Annotated in this window: 21 protein-coding genes; 12 read left to right on the top strand and 9 right to left on the bottom strand. The window is 57.4% G+C overall.

All coding sequences use genetic code 11. The features are described from left to right. The first annotated feature begins 164 nt into the window (after nt 1–164). From ACTJK9_RS06505 to ACTJK9_RS06475, 7 genes are all read left to right on the top strand, one after another. Nucleotides 165–524: a DUF6124 family protein gene (locus tag ACTJK9_RS06505; protein ID WP_440812965.1), complete on the top strand. Its 360-nt coding sequence runs from the start codon at nt 165–167 to the stop codon at nt 522–524. 273 nt (nt 525–797) lie between these two features. Further along, on the top strand, nt 798–1,988 hold the full coding sequence (locus ACTJK9_RS06500; protein WP_047596531.1) for an AAA family ATPase: 1,191 nt from the start codon (nt 798–800) through the stop codon (nt 1,986–1,988). Nucleotides 1,989–2,004: 16 nt separating this feature from the next. Next, a complete protein-coding gene (locus ACTJK9_RS06495) occupies nt 2,005–4,422 on the top strand; it encodes a S8 family peptidase (RefSeq protein ID WP_440812963.1) in 2,418 nt (805 codons plus the stop codon). Nucleotides 4,423–4,571: 149 nt separating this feature from the next. Next, nucleotides 4,572–5,549 (top strand): caspase family protein, encoded by a 978-nt coding sequence (locus ACTJK9_RS06490; RefSeq protein WP_440812961.1) that lies wholly within the window; start codon nt 4,572–4,574, stop codon nt 5,547–5,549. Then, nucleotides 5,546–6,829, top strand: coding sequence for a hypothetical protein (locus ACTJK9_RS06485; RefSeq protein ID WP_440812959.1), 1,284 nt, complete (start codon nt 5,546–5,548; stop codon nt 6,827–6,829). The genes ACTJK9_RS06490 and ACTJK9_RS06485 overlap by 4 nt, the downstream gene beginning before the upstream one ends. A 15-nt stretch (nt 6,830–6,844) precedes the next feature. Continuing rightward, the gene (locus ACTJK9_RS06480) at nt 6,845–7,894 is read left to right on the top strand and encodes a ComEC/Rec2 family competence protein (protein ID WP_440812956.1); all 1,050 of its coding nucleotides are present in this window, start codon (nt 6,845–6,847) and stop codon (nt 7,892–7,894) included. Nucleotides 7,895–8,231: 337 nt separating this feature from the next. Beyond that, entirely contained in the window at nt 8,232–9,023 is a 792-nt protein-coding gene (locus tag ACTJK9_RS06475; RefSeq protein WP_440812955.1) for a hypothetical protein, read from the top strand. A gap of 329 nt (nt 9,024–9,352) precedes the next feature. On the opposite strand, the gene ACTJK9_RS06470 is transcribed toward ACTJK9_RS06475, so the two are convergent. The 8 genes from ACTJK9_RS06470 to tkt all read right to left on the bottom strand — a co-directional run bounded on the left by ACTJK9_RS06470 (nt 9,353) and on the right by tkt (nt 17,730). Further along, nucleotides 9,353–9,637 (bottom strand): hypothetical protein, encoded by a 285-nt coding sequence (locus ACTJK9_RS06470; RefSeq protein ID WP_052032671.1) that lies wholly within the window; start codon nt 9,635–9,637, stop codon nt 9,353–9,355. Nucleotides 9,638–9,834: 197 nt separating this feature from the next. Beyond that, a complete protein-coding gene (locus ACTJK9_RS06465) occupies nt 9,835–10,608 on the bottom strand; it encodes a hypothetical protein (RefSeq protein WP_440812953.1) in 774 nt (257 codons plus the stop codon). Nucleotides 10,609–11,477: 869 nt separating this feature from the next. Continuing rightward, on the bottom strand, nt 11,478–12,542 hold the full coding sequence (fba, locus tag ACTJK9_RS06460) for a class II fructose-bisphosphate aldolase (RefSeq protein WP_440812951.1): 1,065 nt from the start codon (nt 12,540–12,542) through the stop codon (nt 11,478–11,480). Nucleotides 12,543–12,667: 125 nt separating this feature from the next. After that, nucleotides 12,668–13,000 (bottom strand): MliC family protein, encoded by a 333-nt coding sequence (locus tag ACTJK9_RS06455; RefSeq protein WP_085611947.1) that lies wholly within the window; start codon nt 12,998–13,000, stop codon nt 12,668–12,670. Between the two features lie 56 nt (nt 13,001–13,056). Beyond that, the gene (locus ACTJK9_RS06450) at nt 13,057–13,278 is read right to left on the bottom strand and encodes a hypothetical protein (protein WP_007959706.1); all 222 of its coding nucleotides are present in this window, start codon (nt 13,276–13,278) and stop codon (nt 13,057–13,059) included. A 34-nt stretch (nt 13,279–13,312) separates the two neighbouring features. After that, nucleotides 13,313–14,476, bottom strand: coding sequence for a phosphoglycerate kinase (locus ACTJK9_RS06445; protein ID WP_440812949.1), 1,164 nt, complete (start codon nt 14,474–14,476; stop codon nt 13,313–13,315). A gap of 12 nt (nt 14,477–14,488) precedes the next feature. Then, nucleotides 14,489–15,541: an erythrose-4-phosphate dehydrogenase gene (gene epd, locus ACTJK9_RS06440; protein ID WP_064600007.1), complete on the bottom strand. Its 1,053-nt coding sequence runs from the start codon at nt 15,539–15,541 to the stop codon at nt 14,489–14,491. A 191-nt stretch (nt 15,542–15,732) separates the two neighbouring features. Continuing rightward, nucleotides 15,733–17,730, bottom strand: coding sequence for a transketolase (tkt, locus tag ACTJK9_RS06435; RefSeq protein WP_085611949.1), 1,998 nt, complete (start codon nt 17,728–17,730; stop codon nt 15,733–15,735). A 271-nt stretch (nt 17,731–18,001) separates the two neighbouring features. Between tkt and ACTJK9_RS06430 the strand changes: the two genes are divergently transcribed. From ACTJK9_RS06430 to ACTJK9_RS06415, 4 genes are all read left to right on the top strand, one after another. After that, a complete protein-coding gene (locus ACTJK9_RS06430; RefSeq protein ID WP_085611950.1) occupies nt 18,002–18,997 on the top strand; it encodes an ArsR/SmtB family transcription factor in 996 nt (331 codons plus the stop codon). 18 nt (nt 18,998–19,015) lie between these two features. Next, nucleotides 19,016–20,206 carry a methionine adenosyltransferase gene (gene metK / locus ACTJK9_RS06425; RefSeq protein WP_011336330.1) on the top strand — a complete coding sequence of 397 codons (1,191 nt, stop codon included), beginning with the start codon at nt 19,016–19,018 and terminating at the stop codon, nt 20,204–20,206. A gap of 143 nt (nt 20,207–20,349) precedes the next feature. Beyond that, complete coding sequence (ligB, locus tag ACTJK9_RS06420) at nt 20,350–22,026, top strand: NAD-dependent DNA ligase LigB (RefSeq protein ID WP_440812946.1); 1,677 nt, start codon at nt 20,350–20,352, stop codon at nt 22,024–22,026. 97 nt (nt 22,027–22,123) lie between these two features. Continuing rightward, nucleotides 22,124–22,519 (top strand): DUF1090 domain-containing protein, encoded by a 396-nt coding sequence (locus ACTJK9_RS06415; RefSeq protein ID WP_039767970.1) that lies wholly within the window; start codon nt 22,124–22,126, stop codon nt 22,517–22,519. A gap of 42 nt (nt 22,520–22,561) precedes the next feature. Here ACTJK9_RS06415 and ACTJK9_RS06410 read toward each other — a convergent pair whose 3' ends face one another. After that, nucleotides 22,562–23,011 (bottom strand): c-type cytochrome, encoded by a 450-nt coding sequence (locus tag ACTJK9_RS06410; RefSeq protein WP_064600014.1) that lies wholly within the window; start codon nt 23,009–23,011, stop codon nt 22,562–22,564. A 128-nt stretch (nt 23,012–23,139) separates the two neighbouring features. Here ACTJK9_RS06410 and mltA point away from each other — a divergent pair, with 128 nt between their 5' ends. Continuing rightward, a complete protein-coding gene (gene mltA, locus ACTJK9_RS06405; RefSeq protein WP_410236632.1) occupies nt 23,140–24,312 on the top strand; it encodes a murein transglycosylase A in 1,173 nt (390 codons plus the stop codon). Nucleotides 24,313–24,343: the final 31 nt, after the last annotated feature.

The following is a 24,343-nucleotide window of genomic DNA, read 5'->3' as shown; positions in this document are numbered from 1 at the left end:
ATCTATCAGTCAGGAATTTCGATTCCTGCACCTGATGGCGACTGTGCGCAGGGCACCTTCGGGTGCGCCGGCTTGCTCGAAACCCCGGTCTACTAACCTGCGTACAGTTGCCTCCACTTTGATTAGTAGCCAGAGCGGGGGCACTCCAATCAGGTTTCGAGCAAATGACTAAATCTACGCCTCATCCGCCGGTCACAGACCCGGCCTCCCCCTACGACTCCATCGACCCCAAAAAACTCAACGAAGCCGCCGAACGCGCCCTCGACCACTACCTCTGCCCCGGCGCCCGCATCATGGCCACGGTCAACGAACCGGACCGCATGTACTTCGCCAACCCCGCCTACAACACCGAATCCCTGCTGGCCAACGCCAGCGAAACCCTCGGCTCCGCCAGCGAAATGCTCAACAACTTCGCCGCCTCCCTCGCCCCCTCCGACCGCAAGACCGCGATTGGCATTGCGCAGTTGGTAATGCTTGGAGAACTGGCGGTGAATCAGGCGCTGGATCACGTAGAGCCGAAATAACCAGCTCTATATAAGGAACCCGCTTCAGGGCGGGTTTCTCGGGAGCGTCAGCTCAAGGCTCGCAGGCGGCCGTTTCTGCACAATGCATCGCACGCAGAGTGACTCGGAGAACTGCCGACGGTCGTAAAAAGTAGCAATCCGCCACCCACACAATAAACCGTCAAATCGCATACAAAACATCAAAAACGCAATATTTTATTGCTTTAATGCATCATAAATCACCATCACCGTATATAGTACTGCCAAATCAGCATATTAATTTGAGAGTTTTGAATGGAGAATTTCCCTATCGTCCTGGCAATGCTGCGCGCCTCGGTCCGGGACAAATCCAGCGCCGTTTTGCAGCACGCCGAGCGCCTGCAAGGGGCTCTGAAGAAAGCAGGAGCCTTGGATGAGGCGCAGGCGATCGCAGATGTTCTTGAAGGGTCAAAAAAGTCGGGAGCGGGCAAGCTTATCCCTTCCCGCGTCGTGAGATCTCGGTTTGTCTCCTCTGGAGAAATGATGTCCCCCAATACATCCCCACCGGTAGACAAGGAAACAAGCGCCCCTCTGGCAGAGATTTTTATGCCTGGCCATCTTGAAGAGCTGGCCCCACCAATTCTCAGCGATCGCCTCGAACGCGCCATTTCCCATCTACAGGAACAATGGGCAGGCGCAGATCAGCTGCAGGCGGCCGGCATCAAAATTCCACGCACTGCTCTTTTTTTCGGGCCGCCCGGCACCGGCAAAACGAGATTGGCCTTGTGGGCTGCGTCAAAACTAGGTTTACCCGTTGTCCTCGCTCGACTGGATGGTTTAACGAGCTCATTTCTTGGAACAACGGCGCGAAACATACGAGCTCTGTTCGACTTTGCTAATCGCTATCAATGCCTCCTTTTGCTGGACGAATTTGACGGGATCGCGAAGCTTCGCGATGACCCGCAAGAGCTTGGGGAAGTGAAGCGCGTGGTAAATGCTGTGCTGCAGGCAATCGACGCACGTGCGCCGCTTGGACTGACTATTGCGATCACCAACCACGAGGCCCTGCTGGATCCCGCGGTATGGAGACGTTTTGATGCGCGCATTGAAATAGGCCTACCTGATGCAACGACCCGTCTACAGATCATCGAACGGTACACCGAAGGTTTTGCTATCAAGCCTGGCGCAGTGAAGGTCTTGGCATGGTTGACCGAGGGTTACAGTGGCTCGGACATCGAAACCATGTGCGACTTCATCAAAAGGCATATGACATTGCGTGCAGGCCAGAAGCCATCAGTGATAGATTCTGTGCAGCTATTCTTGGATTTATCAGCAACTAACGCTCCTTCGGCGGCTCGAGAAGCGATATTGCGCGGAGAGAGCTCTTGGATGCATCAAGTGCTGACCTACAAGGATATAAAAATCGTCCAAGCGGATATCGCGGATGCGATTCACTCGACGCAATCGAAGGTAAGCCGGCGCCTTAAGTCTACCGAGCGAGCCTAAATAAAAGGGATTTAGCATGGCCAACAACCCCGTTCAGGTCGTCCTCCAAACAGATCAGTACATGAAGCTGCCTGAGGGCGGCGGCGGCGGTGGAGCGAAGGATTTTTACGAAGATCGCGATGAAGAATTCAAGCGTCACAAGCAGCAACTCCTCAAACAAGTGGAATCCATCCGGACGGCACTGTCGCGCACAGGGCCTCGTCAGGTGGGTTACGTCAAGGTGCGACTTCAGTCCAACGCGTTGGCCAAAAGCCATCGGCCAGTAGATGCGCTTTTCAAACCCAAAAGCCTCCCTCTGGTCGGTTCCGGAGCCCTGGGGGAGCTTTACTTTGAGGTCACCCCAGACACCTTAGAGTCGGTTGCGGATGCAATCAGCGGCGCCGAGGAAAAGGTCACCAAAAGGGATGCGAAGAACAAGCTTCAAGCCAGCGCTGCCCGGTCAGAGACGGGAGCCATCGAAGAGATTGCATTGCCGTCTCTACAAGACAAACGCGCATTCAGCTTTGAAACCGCTATTGACCACTTTGAGAGATGGCCGGGGGCTCGTTACTTCACTGTCGAACTCTTCGTCGATGAAGAGTCTTTAGACGGGAGCAGCAGGAACCGTGCCGCCGCATTGGCGGAGCTTCAGAGATTCCGTACTGGCCTGGAAGGCGTTTCTCGACACCTAAAAACTTGGGCGTCAGGAGAAGAGTGGCGAGATCTGCATATCACGACGGTTCAAATTCCGGCGTCGACGGTGAAAAGCAGACAATTCAACGGGATACTGGAAGCTGTCATCCAGTACCTGGATCACTCGCCCTTGGTTCGCCGCTACGCCTTGGGTGCAGTTGTCACACGCGGGCAACAATCGGTACGCACATCAACCAGGACGGCACCCGCCTTAAGTGCCGCGCTACCCAAACCTCAGCCCGGAATTGACTATCCCATTGTCGGGGTTGTCGATGCCGGGATCAGCCGACAAAAATCCATTTCAGCATGGTCTGCAGGCACTGTGGACTACATGCGCGAGCCTGATAGCGATCGAGATCATGGAACATTTATCGCGGGCTTATTGATCAATGGCGCATCCTTCAATCCTAACCAGCGGATTGAGCAAGATCCCTGCAAATTTTTCGATTATGACCTCTTCACCGAAGATGAAGACAAATTCGAAGGCAACTTCCAGCAAGGCTTCATCGACATGATGCGTCAGCTCGATCAGGAGCTGAGCGGGTCCAAGCCTGAAAATATGAGGGTAATCAACCTTAGCCTTAACCCTGAGTCCATGACTGACCAGAATGGATACAGCCCCTACGCGGCGATTCTTGATGAGATCGCGGACAAACACGATGTCATTTTTGTCATTTCCGCCGGCAATCTGGAAAGCGCTAAATCGCGTAGCCGCTGGCCAGATAGTGCAACTCCTGCGCTTCAGCAACTTGCCACCTATAGGCAGCTTGGTGCGGACAGAATTTACGTCCCCGGGGAAACAGCCCGCAACCTTACAGTAGGCGCACTTGAACCCATCGACCATTTGGGCCTGACGAGGCCGGCGCGGTACTCACGACGTGGGCCGGCTACCTCTGCAGGAATCAAGCCTGACTTCGCGCATGTGGGTGGATGTTTAGCGACCAACAATCCCCTTAAATCTCTCGATCATGCCGGTGATCTCATCCCGGACGAGGGTACAAGCTTCGCCGCACCTCTAGTTGCCAAAACGCTCGCGATCCTCGATCACAGGATTGAAGGTCGCCAACCCCGTGACGTGCTCATGGCGCTGATGTACCACTTTGCCAAAATGCCAGCGTTGCTAGATGACAAACTGCTGAACGCAGTCAGCAAAGACTTTGCCGGTTTCGGTATCCCGGGCTCAGTCGACGATATGCTCGCAACCGATGACACGTCCATTACCTTGGTGTTTCAGGACACGCTGAAACCTCGGATGGAGCTGTCCTTTGATTTTGAGTGGCCTTCAGTCTTGGTCGAAAATGGCTCAACTCGCGGCGAAGTTGAACTGACCATCGTTTACTCACCGCCGTTTGATCGTCGGCATCAAGCTGAATTTACCCGCGTTAACCTGGACGCGTACCTGCGCCAAGAGACCGTGAACAAAAGAACGGGCAAGTTCTCTTACAGCGGGCGCCTCAAGCCAGATCATCCCGGTGTGCTGGAAAAAAACCTGATTGCTCACGGTGCGAAGTGGTGGCCAGTCAAGCGCTACAGTCGAACCTTTAGCCGCCTTGAGGGGACGAGTAACTGGCGATTAGTTGTCGACTCACTGACACGCGCAGGCGCGGACTATCCTGAGTCAGGCGTCACCTTCGCGGTCATTCTGACGATCTCCGACCCCGAAAAAAGGGCCGACGTCTTTGCCAGCGCTCGCAGAGCGCTCGTCACTAAAGGCGTGAACTTACGAGACGTCAGAACGCAGGCGAGAGCACGCGCACGATGACTACATTCAGACTGGACAACACAGACGGACCTGGCACCCATGTATTCATCATAGGCGTGGGAAACTATCCGCATTTAAAAGGTGGCACAGGCCCGGTCAGCGCTAATCCCCGAAACATGGGTCAGATCACATCGCCTCCAGTTTCTGCCATGGAAATGCTGAAGTGGGTTGACACCACCCTTCACAACCCGGAAGCACCACTCAAATCCATTGAAGTGCTGATCTCCCAAGTCGGCACGGCTCAATTTACCGACAAAGCAGGTCTTCATCAGCAAATCGACGCGGCGACCTGGGATAACTACGAAGCCTCAATATCGGCATGGAAGAAAAGGGCAAATTCCAACCCTAAAAACGTGGCCATTTTCTATTTCTGCGGGCATGGCATGGGAGATGGGGTAAACACACATCTGCTGCTGGCAGACGCCGGAAAATCGGCGAAGCTACTTCGACACGCCGCCCATGTAGGGGATTTACGGCTTGCAATGTGGAGCTGTGTCGCCCAGAAACAGCTTTACCTCATTGATGCGTGTCGGACGGTCGATTTGGCGACTGTCATGGATCCGAACGACTTAGGGCAGTCCGGGTTGCCTGAAGCCAACGTGATGCAAACTTTCAATGGAGAGAATCCCGTTCTCTTCTCTGCCAGGTTGGGTGAACAGGCATTTGGCATGCCGGGACAGATCAGCACATTCACTCAGGCGCTGCTGGATGGCTTGAACCGCTGTGCAGTGTTCCAGCCCAGCGGCCGGCACTGGGCGGTTTCTCCCCACCAGCTTCAAAAAGCCATTGCGGCCTTAATGGATGATTTCAGCGGTGCTCCTCAGTGCCCAGCCGATGGAATATCGGGGGTGGGTTTCCAGATACACGTTCTCACCCAGCCACCGCAGGTGGTTGTGCATGTGTGTCTGGATAACGAAGCGGCAAACGATTCCGCCCAAATCAGCTACATGTCGGCAGGCAAAAGTCGAGTAATGCGACCCGATCTCGCCAATCCTTGGCGAACCTTCATTCCACATGGTCCTTGCAGCGTCGAGGCAACTTTCGCCCCTGCGGTGAAGTACAAGGTCTTGCCAATCCAGATCTACATGGTTCCACCGTTCCAGAACATTACGTTGGAGGTGATATGAATCCGACTATCACTATTGAAACAGGCAAGGGTGAGGTTTCCGGACCGCCACGTGAAGTGCTTTGCTCGATATGGCCCCTGTCTCAAAAAAACGATGAGCTAACCATTGGAAATCCGATCTTCTCTAATCATATGGTGCTGATCGGAGATAAGCTCAGCGAGAAGTCGGCCAACACGTTAACCCTGCCTGAAGCGGGTAACTATCTCGTAGACGTGGGTTATCCGAATGGCCAGTCGCAGCGTACTACCATTTCCGTTGATGAAAATCAGAACTATCGGCTTATCGTGCAGGCACCCAAACAAATATCAAATTTTTATAGAAATACAAAAAGCCAATACAACTGGATCCCAAGAGTTGTCAGTGCCGCTCCAAGACGCTTATCCACAAGAAAGATCGAGCTTGAAGTAAGCATTGCAACACAGCCGAACATAATTTCTCTTTCAGAGCTTTATGAGTTTGCCAGCGACCTAAGACGCTCGAGCGACCAAAGTAAAACCATATTTGAATACGCAATAAACACCGAACGCCATCATGAGTTACCGTTGCCCGCTGCGACATGGGACGAAGTACGCGACTTCGGGAGGACAACCAAACGCAAATGGCTTATTGTTAGTTGCAAAGGAAAACCTCAAACCTTAGTTTCTTATCCTTATGGTTGGTTTAGTGAGAACCTTGAGCCTTTCAAACTCATGCTGGAAAAGGGCAAAGAGGGCAGCGAAACATTCAAGTGGTCGGTTTCACTAAAATTGACGGACCCGGTATACGGGTCACTTATTGAATACTTAACGAGGCGTGATCTATTTTCCAGTCTTTCAATTTCCGAAAGTGAGCGAGGAAAAGCGACTACCGCGCTGTACAGAAAAATCGGGAATCCATTTTCCGCTGCAGCGGCGGCGTATTTATTCGCACTCGGGACAACCGTTGAGTCGGAACATATAACTTGGATGAAGACACTCAGCTCTAGGTATAACTTCCTACCCGATGGTGCCATCGCATTAGGCTGGAAGACTCTGCGCGACGGTAGAAACGACGCCAATTCGTGGAAAACAGCAAAAGATCTTTTTACATTAGCCTGGTCTCGTGGCTTGCCTTATTACACCATCGGCCTCCATCTCCTGGTAGATGCACTCACGCTGCTGATCAAAGTGTTTCCCGCTGACCATCATGTTCGCGAGATGCTGGCTGCAGCGAAGGCTGCTGATGTTGCATGCGTAAGAACTGAGCCCTTTACGACGCTGCAGATTGCAAGATATCTCGGCTTACCAATGAAGCAAAAATAGCAGAGGGATCCGATAATGTTCAGATTGACTGCTTTACCGGCAAGTTTCGGTGACTGCTTGTGGATTGAGTACGGTGAAGAACATAGCCCGAGCGTGATTCTCGTGGATGCTGGCCCTTCTGCTCCCAAGTCCTTAAAAAAACGACTTGAGCAACTATCGGCTCGGGGCGGCCACCTTGAGTTGGTTGTCGTTACTCACGTCGACCGCGACCACATTGGCGGTATGTTGAGCCTTCTTGAGAAAAACTTCTATGACGTGCCAGTTCGTGATTTCTGGTTCAACGGTTTCCGCCATCTTTCCGCGAAGGAGGCCTTTGGAGAAAAACAAGGCGAGCGTTTAACCGGACTTCTACTCGAGAAAGGCGTGCCTTGGAACGCAGCAATTAAAAATTCTGGTTTTATGGTGACGCAAGAAGCCTGCCCTACTTTCGAGATTCCCGGCGGCGCAAAGATCACTTTGCTTTCTCCCGACGCGGAGCAGCTAGAAAATCTTAGAGCAAGTTGGGTCAAGGTATGCGGCGAAGCAGATCTATACGCTGATGTTCCCGCTGAAACTGAGTATTTTGGTAAGGACGGTCTAGAGGCCTTCGGCGCAGCCGCACCATTGAACGTCCAAATGTTGGCATCTGAAGCCTTCAGTGAAGATACAACCGTGGCCAACGGTAGCAGTATTGCGTTTGTAATCGAATACGAGGGCAAGAGGGTTCTGCTTGGCGCCGACGCGTACCCGTCACGGCTAATAAAGTCATTGATACAGACATGGGGAAAACCACCATTTCAATTTAATCTAATAAAAGTTCCTCACCATGGTAGCGAGAACAATGTTTCCAAGGAGTTTATAGAGGCGCTAGACTGCAAACAATATTTGTTTAGCTCTAATGGCGCGAGTTATCACCACCCCGCTCAACAAGCCGTTGCTCGCGTAATTCACTATGGCACTCAGCCGGAACTTTTATTTAACTACAGAAGCGCTTATTCAGAAATTTGGGACGATCAGTTTTTGAAGGCTATTCACAAGTACTCGACTACATATGGAAACGACGAGGGAATTTCAATCATTATTTAAATAGCGAGTTCTCACACCATTAGCTGACACGTCAGTCATGCGCTATTTGACTGCGTTGAATTGTGCCAGGCAATCGCATATCTCATAGCTGTCTCGGCCTGCAATCACCCACTACTGAATGAGCGCATTCAGGTTTTCAAGGACTGATTGGAAAGTGCGAGCCGAATAGCGGAACAGCTGGGCGCAAACCGATTTATTACGCTGGGCTAATGCATGTATCCGTGAATCCACCCGTGTAGATTCCTGGGCTTTTAGAAGAACGTATTGCCAGGATAGGTACGATCTTGTCACCGGGCGATCGTTCGCAAACATTCGCATACTATACAGGATTTACTTGATGTTACTTCTTGAACAGCAGTTAGATGCCCTCAGTCTGAGAGAGACTTGGGAGCTCTTACCATTGAGCCTTCGCGTTATTCCGGAACAAATTTTTGAGTCAACAGGGATCGAGCTTGAGATTTTGCATAAGGCGGAATGTGTTGATCCTGTGTTTGATATCAAAAAGGCAATTGCGTCGTTCGAAATCGACGGTTACCAGCAGAGGGTGGTGATCTGGTGCGATCCGTCCACCGCCACTACTTCGGTAATCGGGCACGAACTGCTTCATCTCCGTCGCGATCTCTGCGAGGGTCAAATCAAACTCATGCCTACCAAATATTGCCACCCCTCCATTGCTCAGTTCTCTCTTCAGCTAGAAAATGAAATGGAGCACATCTTCATCATCCCCGAGGAGATCAAGCTCTTTCCAGAGGCTGAGCAACGTTGGGTAGAGGCGTACGAGGATCTCATCACTAGAATCATTGCTTGCGATGAGCCGGACAAAACGGAAACGGTTTTGGCCTGGATGCAGCTTAGAACCTCCCTGCCAAACCAGCTCGAACTTGCAAAAAAATTTGGTCCATACATCTTCGCACAAGGTGAAATGTGGGCGCGTGAGTCCCAAGATTTTCATGATGTAGCAAGGGATGCAAAAAACCAAAACAACAAAAGAGGCCTGCTCAGTTGGATGATGGAGGCCATTCACACCTGGCATCCAGAATATAGCGACACTATTGCTTACGGTAACTGGCAGGTTACAAGTGCGGGTCTGGAATTCAAACCAATGGGTATTGGCTTGCTGCCCAGCTAAGAAAGGTCGTCATCCTACCCACGCAGAAATTCTATTTAACGGGCTGAAGGCTATGAGCTTGCTGGAGAGTGCTTACCCCTTTCTGTTCCTGTACCAACAGGTGGATAACGAGATAATCGCGAAGATCCTGGAGGCCTTCGCCGCCAAACCTTACGACTAACGGGCAGGTTGGCCTGATTTGATCGTGCTCGGCGATGATGCGATCAAGGGCGTCTAGTGTCTTCCGCGCCAGTGTGGAGACTACAATCGGTCAGATTTGACGATTGGAAGGTGCAACCCCTTACTTCTGCTTGAAGGCAGAAGTATGGGGTCGCGAGTGCAGCGAACGGTTAGGCTGGGCTAGGAACAGCGCGAGTGTTTGCCTTTTCCTTGCGCTGTCTCTCCAGGCAGCGATTAACCGCAGTCGTGATGGGCGTATCGCCCTCTTTCACTGCGCTCATGTACATAACCGCAGCAGCGGCCTGCATTACGGATTGAGCAGAACCTGGGTTTGCCATGTCCTTGACCATTTCTTGGACAATTTCAGCGTCGGTCACGCCATTTTTCTCCGCACGACCGAGAGCTTTGAACTCTTTTCTCGCACGGGTTTGCTGCGTTTGAATCGGATTTCTCATGGTACATCCCTTTCGGTGATTAGGACTCGGGATCGAGACCTAACCTGCAGATATGGGGGATAGGCTGAGTATTTTCAATTGGATCCTGCGGCCGACTTCTGCTCAGCGAGGCACTGGGATGGCCATTTCAGTCGCATTAATTTCACAATCCGACATCATTCCCAGTCGATGGCACCCTTTATAGTCAAAGGAGCCACTCATTGGGGGCAATGATCTAGGTCGCGGGCGAAGTAGTAGTCAATGCTGGCATCAATGGCGAGGCGATTAATGGCCGCCACACCATCACAGTGCAGACTGGATGGGTTCACTTCAGGATGCGCGCAAAAGCAGACGGTGGGCGAAAGCGGTACAAACAGCCATTTGAAAAAGTTGTCCGGCACGACGAACTCTCCCTCGACAGCATGCAGGAGCTGCCACGTTTCGCCGCTCATTGCCCTGACCGCGTCGGTAAGGTTGAGGCGTATCGACGGCGCAACCAGCGAGCGGCTTGGAATCGTGAGGTCGGGGCGGATATAGCCGATACCTCCGGCCTCCAGTTGCTCCTGTTCATCCTGGGTGTAGTGACTTAGGAGACCGATTACCTCAGAAGCGCTGCCGATTGACGGGTCGGCCAGCCGTTCAGTCATCTTCCACTGCGCTCGGATGTTCCATAGGCAGTAGAATTCGTTGATCACGTTGAAATGCTGGCGGCCCAAGCGAAAAGCAGGATCATCGAGAATGACTCTGGCCAGAGCCTGGTAGGCGTCCTCGATACCTTTCATGAATCCGCCTTCGGCCTGCTGATCCCAAACCCTTTGGGCACAGAATATTCGGTCCGCCGGCCTGGCATGAAAGACCTTTTCAGACGCTTTGCGCAGCACCTGAACCGCCCCTTTCTCGTTCGCGAAGCGGGAAATGCTGGCGCTCGGGAAGGTATGTTGGTTCATCGTCAGCTGATGCGGATTACCTTTCTGCGGTGGCTCAAAGGTCATGGAATGGGCTCGCATGTGAAGGGGATGTAACGCCAGAAAACGGGGTGGTCTTGCTAATGTAACTGAGCCCATCCTGCATGAGCCGACAGCTTACACAGCAGGATCTTCCGCCAAACGGATCCCTCGAGGCAATCGAAGGCAAAGTAGTCGCCGTAGAAGGTGTTGAGGTAGAGCTTGCCCCCCGAGATGACGTGCGCTTGAGGTAAACCCCCAAAAACAAATAACCAGAACTTCAGAATGAACTGTATTCACTATTGCTGGATGTGCCGGCTGTCACGAACTCGTCGGGAGTCAGAGGGTCAGTCTACGGTTGTCCTTCCAGAGTCCGACCGCCCGACGCGCACCGTCCCTTTTAATACCCATCAATGATCTTAAAGAGTCAGTGCTGACACCGACGTTGGTGATGAGGAGGTGATTCGCGGCCGCTTCAACCTCCTCGTACGATGGAAGGTATGGCCTGGTATCGAGGTGAAGTGAAACCTGACGTTGTAGCCAATACGGATATATTCGAAGGCTTTCGTCAAAGTATGATCGAGTGAAACGCGCATCTTTGAAAACCTCTAGAAAACGCGATGGCTACTCAGAAGTCAGCCACAAACCAGCTGCCAGCATGTTAAAACGTCTCATAGTATTCTGGTACTCAAAGTCTCGATTCGGCTCGATGTCGAAGCAAACGCCTATGCGCTCATTAAGAGCCGCCCGGAGCAAGGTCCGATTACAATTGTTGCCAGAACAAACAATAATGGCGCCACCTCAGGCTGGAGTGACGCATTTTCAACCAACGTTCTTTAGGCGCTGCACTTGTATTAAACAAAAATAAAAAACCCGCCTCACGGCGGGTTTCTTTCAAATCAGCTAAACACCCAGTCTCAATTGACCTTTGCGTTCAACTCACCCTTCAGGTAACGCTGATACATGCTTTCCAGCGAGATCGGCTTGATCTTCGAAGCGTTGCCGGCAGTGCCGAAAGCTTCGTAACGAGCGATACATACATCGCGCATCGCCCTCACGGTTTCGCCGAAGAATTTACGTGGGTCGAACTCGCTCGGGTTGGTGGCCATCAGGCGACGCATGGCGCCGGTGGATGCCAGACGCAGGTCGGTGTCGATGTTGACCTTGCGCACGCCGTGCTTGATGCCTTCGACGATTTCTTCAACCGGTACACCGTAGGTTTCTTTGATGTCGCCGCCGTACTGGTTGATGATCGCCAGCCACTCTTGCGGAACCGACGAGGAACCGTGCATCACCAGGTGAGTGTTGGGGATGCGTTTGTGGATTTCCTTGATGCGGTCGATGGCCAGCACGTCACCGGTAGGTGGCTTGGTGAACTTGTAGGCGCCGTGGCTGGTGCCGATGGCGATGGCCAGGGCATCAACCTGGGTCTTCTTGACGAAGTCAGCGGCTTCTTCCGGGTCGGTCAGCATCTGGCTGTGATCCAGAACGCCTTCGGCGCCGATGCCGTCCTCTTCACCGGCCATGCCGGTTTCCAGCGAACCCAGGCAGCCCAGCTCGCCTTCAACCGAAACGCCGCAGGCGTGAGCCATGGCGACGGTTTGTTGGGTCACGCGGACGTTGTACTCGTAGTCGGTCGGGGTCTTGCCGTCTTCGCCGAGGGAGCCGTCCATCATGACCGAGCTGAAGCCCAGTTGAATGGAGCGCTGGCAGACGTCAGGGCTGGTGCCGTGGTCCTGGTGCATGCACACCGGGATGTGCGGGAATTCTTCGATCGCGGCCAGGATCAGGTGACGCAGGAACGGGGCGCCGGCGTATTTGCGGGCACCGGCCGAAGCCTGGACGATCACCGGGGAGTCAGTCTTGTCAGCGGCTTCCATGATGGCGCGCATCTGCTCAAGGTTGTTGACGTTGAAGGCTGGAACGCCGTAGCCGAACTCGGCTGCGTGGTCCAGCATCTGGCGCATGCTGATAAGTGCCATTGTGTGTGTCTCTCCCGGTTTGGGTCGTTAATCGTGCCAGCCTGCCGGAGCGGCGGCGGCTATTCAAGTGATTGCAGATCGGGGGTTGAGGCCCGGCCTGGTGATTCGATAAAGCAAATTCTGTTTTATTCGGCTTTGCAGCCCCGACCGATCAGATCATTGGTGGCGACCCAGTAAACCAGGCCTTCCTCACCTTTGATGTGAAACGCCAGCATGTCATCGCTGTACAACGCGCCCGAAGCGCCCGGCTCTTCTTTCAGGTGATAGACCTGATCACCGCCGCCCAGACGCACATCGACTTCCTTGCGGGCGGCATCGGTGAAGCGCCACAGCACCCTGGCCTGGCTGTCGCAGGTCCAGGTGGTCCAGTTATCCACAGGGGCGGACGACTGGAACGGGTTCCACTGCGCGCAACCACCCAACAATCCCAGTGCCGCAACGGCGATCAAGCCTTTCATCCGTGTTCCTCGACCGACGGCGCACGCCGCCGGACTTGAGTAAAGAGTCAGACCGGTCAAGGACAACCATGTTCCTTGGCCGGGGTTTGCGTCTCGTATTTGTCCAGACCGTCCGGGCCCGAGCGCTTGTTCAGCACCGGGTTGGTTTCGGCCTGCCAGTCGGCCTGGTAGCAGCCTTTCTGGGCCTCGCCCGGTGCCGGTGTCGGCTCGGCCTTCGGGTTGCTCCCGCAGGCCGCCAGCGTACCGGTCAGCAGCAACAGCGCTAACGACTTGACCATCTGAACACTCCTTTGCCTGGCCAATCGGGCGGCCTCAGGCCTTGGCCCGGCTTTCCAGGACTTCAACGGCCGGCAGCACCTTGCCTTCGACGAATTCGAGGAACGCGCCACCGCCGGTGGAAATGTAGGAGATCTTTTCAGCCACGCCATATTTATCGATGGCCGCCAGGGTGTCGCCACCGCCGGCAATCGAGAACGCCGCGCTTTCGGCGATGGCTTCGGCGAGCACTTTGGTGCCGTTGCCGAACTGGTCGAATTCGAACACGCCGACCGGACCGTTCCACAGGATGGTTTTCGACGACTTCAGCAGTTCGGCGAAGTTGGCCGCGGTTTGCGGGCCGATGTCGAGGATCATGTCGTCGGCAGCCACGTCAGCGATCAGCTTCACGGTCGCTTCGGCGCTTTCAGCGAATTCCTTGGCAACCACCACGTCCACCGGCAGCGGCACGCTGACCTTGGCGGCGATGGCGCGCGCGGTGTCCAGCAGGTCCGGCTCGTACAGCGACTTGCCGACCGGGTGACCGGCCGCAGCCAGGAAGGTGTTGGCGATACCGCCGCCGACGATCAGTTGATCGCAGATTTGGCTCAGGCTGTTCAGCACGTCGAGTTTGGTCGACACCTTGGAGCCGGCAACGATGGCCGCCATTGGCTTGGCCGGGGCGCCCAGGGCTTTGCCCAGTGCGTCCAGCTCAGCGGCCAGCAGCGGGCCGGCAGCGGCGACCTTGGCGAACTTGGCGACGCCGTGGGTCGAACCTTCGGCGCGGTGAGCGGTGCCGAAAGCGTCCATCACGAACACGTCGCACAGGGCAGCGTATTGCTGGGCCAGTTCGTCGGCGTTCTTTTTCTCGCCCTTGTTGAAGCGCACGTTTTCGAACAGCACGATGTCGCCGGCCTTGACGTCAACGCCGCCCAGGTAGTCGGCCACCAGCGGCACTTCGCAGCCCAGGGCCTTGCTCAGGTAGTCGGCGACAGGCTTGAGGCTGTTCTCGGCGGAGAATTCGCCTTCGGTCGGACGACCCAGGTGCGAGCAGACCATCACGGCCGCGCCTTTTTCCAGGGCCAGCTTGATGGTCGGCAGCGAAGCCAGGATACGCGCATCGCTGGTGACAACACCGTCCTTGACTGGGACGTTGAGGTCTTCGCGGATCAATACGCGCTTACCTTGCAGATCGAGGTCGGACATCTTCAACACGGTCATGGGTCGCACTTCCTACGGTTTTTTTGAAGTCGCTGTCTGCAGATAGTGCTCTGCAACATCCAGCATTCGGTTGGCAAAACCCCATTCGTTGTCGAACCAGGCCAGGATGTTCACCAGCCGAGGGCCGGAAACGCGGGTCTGACTGGCATCGACGATGGCCGAATGTGGGTCATGGTTGAAATCACAACTGGCGTGAGGCAATTCGGTGTAGGCCAACAGACCTTTGAGCGGGCCGCTGGTGGCGGCATCGCGCAGGATCCGGTTGACCTCGCCGGCGTCGGTGTCGCTCGCGGTCTGCATCGTGATGTCGAGGCAGGACACGTTGACCGTCGGCACGCGTACGGCTTTGGCCTGAATTCGCCCGGCAAGTTCCGGCAGCAGGCGCTCGATGCCACGCGCCAGACCGGTGGACACCGGGATCACCGACTGGAACGCCGAACGGGTGCGGCGCAGGTCTTCGTGGTGATAGGCGTCGATCACCGGCTGATCGTTCATCGCCGAGTGAATCGTGGTGATCGACACGTAATCCAGGCCGACCGCCTGATCCAGCAGACGCAACAGCGGCACGCCGCAGTTGGTGGTGCAGGAGGCGTTGGACACCAGCAGTTCGTCGCCGGTCAGGCAATCCTGATTGACGCCGTAGACGATGGTGGCATCGACATCCGCCTCGCTGGCCATCGGCTGCGAAAACAGCACACGCGGCGCGCCGGCGTCGAGGAAACGCTGGCCGTCTGCGCGGGTGTGCCAGGCGCCGGAGCATTCGAGCACCAGATCGACGCCCAGCGACGCCCAATCGATGCCTTCGGGGGTGGCACTGCGCAGGACCTTCACGCAGTCGCCATTAATATGCAGACAATCGCCGTCGACCTTCACTTCGCCGGGAAACCGGCCGTGGGTGGAGTCGAAGCGTGTCAGGTATTCGATGCTGGCCATGTCGGCCAGATCGTTGATCGCGACAATTTCAAACCCTGCCGCCGGGCCTCGCTCGAACAACGCACGCAAGACGCAACGACCAATCCGGCCGTAGCCGTTGAGTGCAACTTTGTAGGGACGCGGTTGAGGCATGGGGTTCTCGATTACCGTGGTAAATCAGGCAGTGCAATGTCGCCTGAACCACCGCTTTCGCGGGCAAGCCCGCTCCCACAGGTTCTTTGGTGTACACAAAATGTGTGATCAACCTAAAACACTGTGGGAGCGGCGGTGCGACGATTCGACTTGCTCGCGAATACGCCAGTTCAGGCGACACCTTTTCTGGATCAGTCTTCCAGCAGCTCTTCAGCCTGACCCAGGATGTTTTCCAGGGTGAAGCCGAACTCTTCGAACAGTGCCGAAGCCGGAGCTGATTCGCCGTAGGTGGTCATGCCGATCACGCGACCTTCCAGACCCACGTACTTGAACCAGAAGTCGGCGTGGGCCGCTTCGATCGCGATACGCGCGCTGACCTGCAACGGCAGGACCGATTGCTTGTAGCTGGCGTCCTGAGCGTCGAACGCGCTGGTGCATGGCATGGAAACCACGCGCACCTTGCGGCCCTGCTCGGTCAGCTTGTCGTAGGCCTGAACGGCCAGACCGACTTCCGAACCGGTCGCGATCAGGATCAGCTCAGGCTCGCCTGCGCAGTCCTTGAGCACGTAACCACCACGGCTGATGTCGGCGATCTGGCCGGCATCACGGGTCTGATGCTGCAGGTTCTGACGCGAGAAGATCAGCGCCGACGGGCCGTCCTTGCGTTCCAGAGCGTTTTTCCAGGCCACGGCCGATTCAACGGCATCGGCTGGACGCCAGGTGTCGAGGTTCGGCGTGCTGCGCAGGCTGGTCAGTTGCTCGATCGGCTGGTGCGTCGGGCCGTCTTCGCCCAGACCGATGGAGTCGTGGGTGTAGACGTGGATCACACGCTGCTTCATCAGAGCGGACATGCGTACCGCGTTGCGGGCGTATTCCATGAACATCAGGAAGGTCGCGCCGTAAGGCACCAGACCGCCGTGCAGGGCAACGCCGTTCATGATCGCGGTCATGCCGAATTCGCGCACGCCGTAGTACATGTAGTTGCCGCTGGCGTCTTCGGCGCTGACGCCTTTGCAGCCTTTCCACAGGGTCAGGTTGGAACCGGCCAGGTCAGCCGAACCGCCCAGCACTTCCGGCAGCAGCGGGCCGAACGCGTTCAGGGCGTTCTGGCTGGCCTTACGGCTGGCGATGGTTTCGCCTTTGGCCGCAACGTCGGCGATGTAGGCGTCAGCCTTCTCGGAGAAGTCGGCCGGCAGCTCGCCGCTCAGGCGACGGATCAGTTCGTTGGCTTCGGTCGGGAACGCGGCGGAGTAGGCAGCGAAACGCTGGTCCCACTCGGCTTCGGCGGCGCGGCCTTTTTCCTTGGCATCCCACTCGGCATAGATGTCGGCCGGGATTTCGAACGGGCCGTGGTTCCAGTTCAGCGCCTGACGGGTCAGGGCGATTTCCGCGTCACCCAGCGGGGCGCCGTGGCAATCTTCCTTGCCTTGCTTGTTCGGCGAACCGAAACCGATGGTGGTCTTGCAGCAGATCAGGGTCGGCAGCGGGCTCTTGCGAGCGGTCTCGATGGCGGTCTTGATCTCTTCCGGGTCGTGACCGTCGACGTTGCGGATCACTTGCCAGTTGTACGATTCGAAACGCTTCGGCGTGTCGTCGGTGAACCAGCCTTCGACTTCGCCGTCGATTGAAATGCCGTTGTCATCGTAGAAAGCGATCAGCTTGCCCAGGCCCAGAGTGCCGGCCAGGGAAGCGACTTCGTGGGAAATGCCTTCCATCATGCAGCCATCACCCAGGAACACGTAGGTGTGGTGGTCGACGATGTTGTGGCCGGGACGGTTGAACTGCGCGCCCAGTACCTTTTCAGCCAAGGCGAAGCCCACAGCGTTGGCCAGACCCTGACCCAGCGGGCCGGTGGTGGTTTCAACGCCCGGGGTGTAACCGAATTCCGGGTGGCCCGGCGTACGGCTGTGCAATTGACGGAATTGCTTCAGGTCGTCGATCGACAGGTCGTAGCCGGTCAGGTGCAGCAGCGAGTAGATCAACATCGAGCCGTGGCCGTTGGACAGCACGAAGCGGTCACGGTCGGCGAACGATGGATTGCTCGGGTTGTGCTTGAGGTAGTCGCGCCAAAGCACTTCGGCGATATCTGCCATACCCATAGGGGCACCGGGATGGCCGCTGTTGGCTTTTTGCACGGCATCCATGCTGAGGGCACGAATGGCGTTGGCACGCTCACGACGGCTAGGCATCGCTGATCTCCTGGGTGTGAATAGATTGAAACGGAAAAAAGGAGGGCATTTTCCCTCACCCGAGCGCCTCGGGGCAATGACAGATAGTCATCCGGAGGCGTTTTTCCAATGGATAACATCGGTTTCGGTTGGTGAAACCTTTCCGCTGTTCGTTTGTAGAGTTAACCGGGCGGTGAGAAGTGCAATCGAATGCGCCATCCATCGAGCAATATCAAAACTTTTTGATATAGACCTTGCGATGCTTCCGGGCCGTCACTAGACTGCCAGCCCTATGAACTTACGCGTGCCTTCCATTCGCCATGACGATTGCGACGAGCTGGCGGCCCTGTGCAAGGCCGGCGGCGATCCGCTGCGGCTGAATGTATTGCGCGCCCTGGCCAACGACTCGTTCGGCGTACTGGAACTGGCGCAGATTTTCGATATCGGCCAGTCCGGCATGAGCCATCACCTTAAAGTGCTGGCGCAGGCGGATCTGGTGGCGACTCGCCGCGAAGGCAATGCGGTGTTCTATCGCCGCGCCCTGCCCCACACCGAGTTGCTGGGCGGCAAGCTGCACGCGGCGTTGTTAGAAGAAGTCGACAATCTGCCGCTGCCGGCCGACGTGGAAACCCGGATCGCACAGGTTCACGGACAACGCGCGGCCAACAGCCAGGACTTTTTCGCCCGGGTCGCGGAGAAATTCCGCGCCCAGCAGGATTTGATTGCCGGCCTGCCGCAGTACCGTGAAAGCGTGCTGGCCCTGCTCGACAAACTGAATTTCGATGGCGCAGCCACGGCCATTGAAGTCGGCCCCGGCGATGGAGCTTTCCTGCCGGAACTGGCGCGTCGCTTCGGCACCGTAACCGCACTGGACAACAGCGCGGCGATGCTCGAACTGGCCCGTCAGGTATGTGAACGTGAACAGCTGGCTAACGTCAGCCTGCAATTGGCCGATGCATTGAATGGCGTGAGCCTTCAGGCCGATTGCGTGGTGTTGAACATGGTGTTGCACCATTTCGCCGCGCCGGCCGAAGCGCTCAAGCACATGGCCAGCCTGCTGCAACCGGGCGGTAGCCTGCTCGTGACAGAGTTATGTAGCCACAACCAGAGTTGGGCCAGGGAGGCCTGCGGTGATCTGTGGTTGGGGTTTGAACAGGACGATCTGGCCCGTTGGGCCACCGCTGCGGGACTCGTTCCCGGGGAAAGCCTCTATGTAGGCTTACGTAATGGTTTCCAGATCCAGGTTCGCCATTTTCAGCGACCGGCTGGCGACACTCACCATCGGTAAATTCAGGAAAACATCGAGATGAGCGAATACTCCCTCTTCACCTCCGAGTCCGTGTCTGAAGGACATCCGGACAAAATCGCCGACCAGATTTCCGATGCAGTGCTGGACGCCATCATTGCCCAGGACAAGCACGCACGCGTTGCGGTGGAAACCCTGGTCAAGACTGGCGTGGCCATCGTTGCCGGTGAAGTGACCACCAGTGCCTGGGTCGACCTGGAGCAGATCGTTCGTGACGTGATTTGCGACATCGGCTACACCAGCTCCGACGTCGGCTTCGACGGCGCAACCTGCGGCGTGATGAACATCATCGGCAAGCAGTCCCCTGACATCAACCAGGGTGTTGACCGTGCCAAGCCTGAAGATCAGGGCGCCGGCGACCAGGGCCTGATGTTCGGCTACGCCAGCAACGAAACCGACGTGCTGATGCCGGCACCGATCACCTTCTCGCACCAGCTGGTGCAGCGTCAGGCCGAAGCCCGTAAATCGGGTCTGCTGCCTTGGCTGCGCCCGGACGCCAAGTCGCAAGTGACCTGCCGTTACGAAGGCGGCAAGGTTGTCGGTATCGACGCCGTGGTTCTGTCGACCCAGCACAACCCTGAAGTGTCGTACAACGACCTGCGCGAAGGCGTGATGGAGCTGATCGTCAAGCACGTGCTGCCTGCCGAACTGCTGAGCAAGGACACCCAGTTCCACATCAACCCGACCGGCCAGTTCATCATTGGCGGCCCGGTAGGTGACTGCGGTCTGACCGGTCGCAAGATCATCGTCGACAGCTACGGCGGCATGGCCCGTCACGGCGGCGGCGCGTTCTCCGGTAAAGATCCATCCAAGGTTGACCGTTCGGCTGCCTACGCTGGCCGTTACGTTGCCAAGAACATCGTGGCGGCCGGCCTGGCCGAGCGTTGCGAGATCCAGGTTTCCTACGCGATCGGTGTGGCCCAGCCTACCTCGATCTCGCTGAACACCTTCGGCACCGGCAAGATCAGCGATGACAAGATCATCAAACTGGTCCGCGAAGTGTTCGACCTGCGTCCATACGCGATCACCACCATGCTCGACCTGCTGCACCCGATGTACCAGGAAACCGCAGCCTACGGCCACTTCGGCCGCGCTCCGCAGACCAAGACCGTTGGCGAAGACACCTTCTCCACGTTCACCTGGGAAAAAACCGACCGCGCCGACGCTCTGCGTTCCGCCGCCGGCCTGTAATTTTCCTGGCGGTACAAGAAGCCCCGCACGGTTCGCCGTGCGGGGCTTTTTCATGGCCGCGAAACAACCGGCAAAACAGCCGCCCGGCCCGCTTCAAAATCCCGGCTAGCCTTGAGGTATCTCTCTGAGCAAGGACGCTCACAATGCTTGCCACACTGCGCCTGTTTCTGTTTTTCCTGCCGGTTTTCCACCTCAACGCCTTCGCTGACGACTGCCCCGACTGGGCCGCCGCCCGGGCATCGAGCGAAGTCGCTGCCCTGCAACAACAGATCGACCGCTGGGACGACGCCTATCATCGCGAAGGCCGGTCGGTGATCGCCGATGAGCTCTACGATCAGTCACGCCTGCGCCTGAACGAATGGCGCCGGTGCTTCAAGCTTCCCGCACCGCCCGAGCCGGTGCGCACCGCATCAGGCCCGGTTGCGCACCCGGTCGCTCACACCGGTCTGGACAAACTTCATGACGCGGCGGACATCGCCACCTGGCTGCACGACCGCCAAAACGTATGGGTGCAACCCAAGGTCGACGGCGTGGCAGTCACCCTGATCTATCGCAACGGCCGACTGCATCAGGCGATCAGTCGCGGGGATGGGGTTCGCGGGCAGGACTGGACCGTATCGGCAAAAAGGATCGGAGCCATTCCGCAACAGCTGACGCAACCGCAGGATCTGCTGGTGCAAGGCGAACTCTACTGGCGTTTGAACGGCCATAAGCAGGCACGTGCCGGCAGCGCCAACGCCCGCGCCACCGTGGCCGGTTTGTTGGGGCGCAAGGAAATCGACGCGGAACACGCTGCCGGCATCGGGCTGTTTGTCTGGGACTGGCCGCAAGGGCCGAAGGACTTGCCGGAGCGAATCGCGGCCCTTACGCAGTTCGGTTTTCCTACCACGGAGCCCTACACCCAGGCCGTCGCCAGCCTGAACGACGCGCAACACTGGCGCGATCACTGGTATCGCTCGCCACTGCCATTTGCCACGGACGGAGTGGTTCTGCGCCAAAGCCTGCGGCCACCGGCAGAGCGCTGGCAGGCTCGTCCGCCCTACTGGGCTGTCGCCTGGAAGTACCCTTTTGCCCAGGCACTGGCCGATGTGCGCAAGGTGAACTTCAAGATCGGCCGCACCGGGCGCATTACGCCGGTGCTTGAACTGTCGCCGGTGATGCTCGATGACCGGCAGATCAAACGGGTCAGCGTCAGTTCGCTCAGACGCTGGCAGGAGCTGGACATTCGGCCCGGCGATCAGGTGGCAATCAGCCTGGCCGGGCTGACGATTCCGCGCCTCGACAGCGTGGTGCTGCGCAGCACTGAACGCGTGGATCTGAACGTTCCGCTCGCCCGCGACTTTCACGCCCTGAGCTGCTGGCAACCGACGCCGGGCTGCGAAAGCCAGTTTCTCGCCCGCCTGACCTGGCTCAGCGGCAAGCAGGGACTGGCCCTGCCCCATGTCGGTCGCGGCACCTGGGAGAAACTTCTGGAAACAGGCCGCCTGAACAGCCTGCTGGATTGGTTGACCCTCGACGGGCCGGAGCTTGCTAACATTGCCGGTCTCGGCGAGCGCAGCAGTGCCCGCCTGCTGCACAGTTTTCACAGCGCCCGCCAACGGCCGTTCCTGCAGTGGCTCAAAGCCCTGGGGCTGCCACCGACCGGTCAGGCAACACTCGCCGATTCATGGCAAGCGCTGGCACAACGCAACACCGAACAATGGCAGGCAGAAGCCGGAATCGGCCCGGGTCGCGCGGCACAATTGAGCGCCTTTTTTCGTGACCCGCAGGTACTGGCCCTGAGTAAAACCTTGCAAGCCGCCGGTGTCGACGGCTTCTGAACACGCAATCCCCGGCCCACCGGGAACCCAAGTCCGCCGGAGCGCTCCAACAGCGCAGTGCTTCACCGATACGATTGCCTTTGCACATGGAGCTTTTATGAAATTTCTCGCACCGCTCGCCCTGCTGTCTTTCTGCGCAGTCCTCGCCGCCCCCGTGATGGCCGACGAAGACGCGCCGGGCCTGACCGGTTGTGCTGCCAAGAAGCAGGGCATCATCAATCAGATTGAACAGGCCAAGTCCCGCGGCAATGCCGACCAGCAGGCCGGCCTCGAAACCGCCCTGCGCGAAGTCACCGAACACTGCACCGACGCCGGCCTGAAGAAAGAGCGGGAAAACAAGGTACTCGACGCCAAGCACGAAGTGAGCAGGCGTCAGGCTGATCTGGACAAGGCCATGAAGAAGGGCGATCCGGAGAAGATCGACAAGCGCAAGAACAAGCTCGCTGAATCGCGCAAGGAATTGCAGGACGCGCTGGACGAACTCGACAAGTAAGAAAGCCGGGGATCACGGCCAAAGGCTGTGATCCCTTGAACATCAGTGGTCGCGAAACTCTTTATGGCAGGCACTGCAGGCATCTTCGACTTTCTGCACGGCCGGCCCCAGGTTGCTGGCCTTGTAGGGTTGAACCTTGCTGGCGATCACCAGTTCACCGGTGGCCGCCTCAAGGGTGCGGGCCATTTCCTGGAAACGGGCCTGTTTCTGCCAGACATCGTCCTTGGCGCTGGTGTGATCTTCTTCGCGCACCTGCGGAAAATGTTTCCACGGCTCATGAGACAACGCATCGAGCTTGACCGCGCCTTCGGCGAATTTCGCTCCGTCGAACGGGATGCGCCCACGCAACATGCCACCCAGGTCTTCGCCGGTCCTGAGCATCTGCTTGAAGATCGCCTTGCGCTGACCCAGCGGGGAATTCGGGTCGACACCGCCACAGGCGGACAAGGTCAGACAGGCCAGCAATACAACAGAAATTCTTTTAAGAGTCATGGTGGCTTCAGGTCACGGAAATCGGCGGCCAGTATCCTCGGGTCACCGCCAAACACCAATAGCCCTATTAACAATAAGGGTTGCTTGAGCGCATGGAGCACTTCAGCAACCGGCACAGGAAATTCTCCATGAACAGCCGCTTCAAGGCCTGGCGTCATCCGCTCATCGTCACCCTGCCGCTGCTGGCGATCCTCGCCGGCTGCACCGGTGGCGACAGCGCCAAGCCGAAAACCCACGCCCTGGCCACCTACTCCAGCGCCACTTGGGAAGCGTTGCCTGCGGTGTCCGACAGCGATCTGGTGGCCGGTTTCGGTTCGTGGCGCAGCGCCTGCACCCGGCTCAAGGCTGACCCGGTCTGGGGCCCGACCTGTGCAGCCGCCGCCAATGTCCCGCAAAGTGCCGGCGACATCCGCGCCTTCCTCAAGCAGAACCTCGACGTCTTCGGCCTGCGCGCCGAAAACGACAATCCCAACGGCCTGATCACCGGCTACTACGAACCGGTCTATCCCGGCAGCCTGACGCAAACCGCCACCGCCAACGTGCCGGTGTATGGCGTGCCCGAAGACATGATCATTGTCTCGCTGGACAGTATTTACCCGGAACTCAAAGGCAAGCGCCTGCGTGGCCGCCTCGAAGGTCGCGTGCTCAAGCCTTACGACGACGCGGCGACCATCGAGAGCCAGGGCGTCAAGGCGCCGGTCGTGGCCTGGCTGACCGACCCGATGAACCTGCAATTCCTGCAGATTCAGGGTTCGGGGCGGATCCAGACCGATGACGGTCGCCAGCTGCGCATCGCCTACGCCGACCAGAACGGTCATCCGTACCGACCGATCGGCCGCTGGCTGGTGGAACAGGGCGAGCTGAAAAAAGAAGAAGTCACCATGGGTGCGATCAGCAACTGGGCCAAGGCCAACCCATCGCGCATTCCGGAACTGCTGGCGAGCAATCCGAGCTACGTGTTTTTCACCCGCAACCCGGACAGCAACGAAGGGCCGCGCGGCTCGCTGAATGTGCCGCTGACCGCCGGTTACAGCGCGGCAGTGGACCGCAAGGTGATTCCGCTGGGCAGCCTGTTGTGGCTGTCGACCACTCGCCCCGACGGCACGCCGCTGGTACGCCCGGTGGCTGCGCAGGACACTGGCGGCGCGATTGCCGGTGAGGTTCGCGCGGATCTGTTCTGGGGCACCGGCGATGCCGCCGGGCAACTGGCGGGCGACATGAAGCAGCAAGGACAGATCTGGATGCTCTGGCCGAAAGGCGCGGCGTTGCCGCAAGTGCCGCAGGTAGCCGACAAGCCGTAAGCACAATGCAAAAGATCGCAAGCCTCGTCAG

The sequence above is a fragment of the Pseudomonas sp. 22082 genome, assembly GCF_052046055.1.
Taxonomy (GTDB): Bacteria; Pseudomonadota; Gammaproteobacteria; order Pseudomonadales; family Pseudomonadaceae; genus Aquipseudomonas; species Aquipseudomonas pharyngis.
This window is presented reverse-complemented; position numbering and strand designations above follow the sequence as displayed.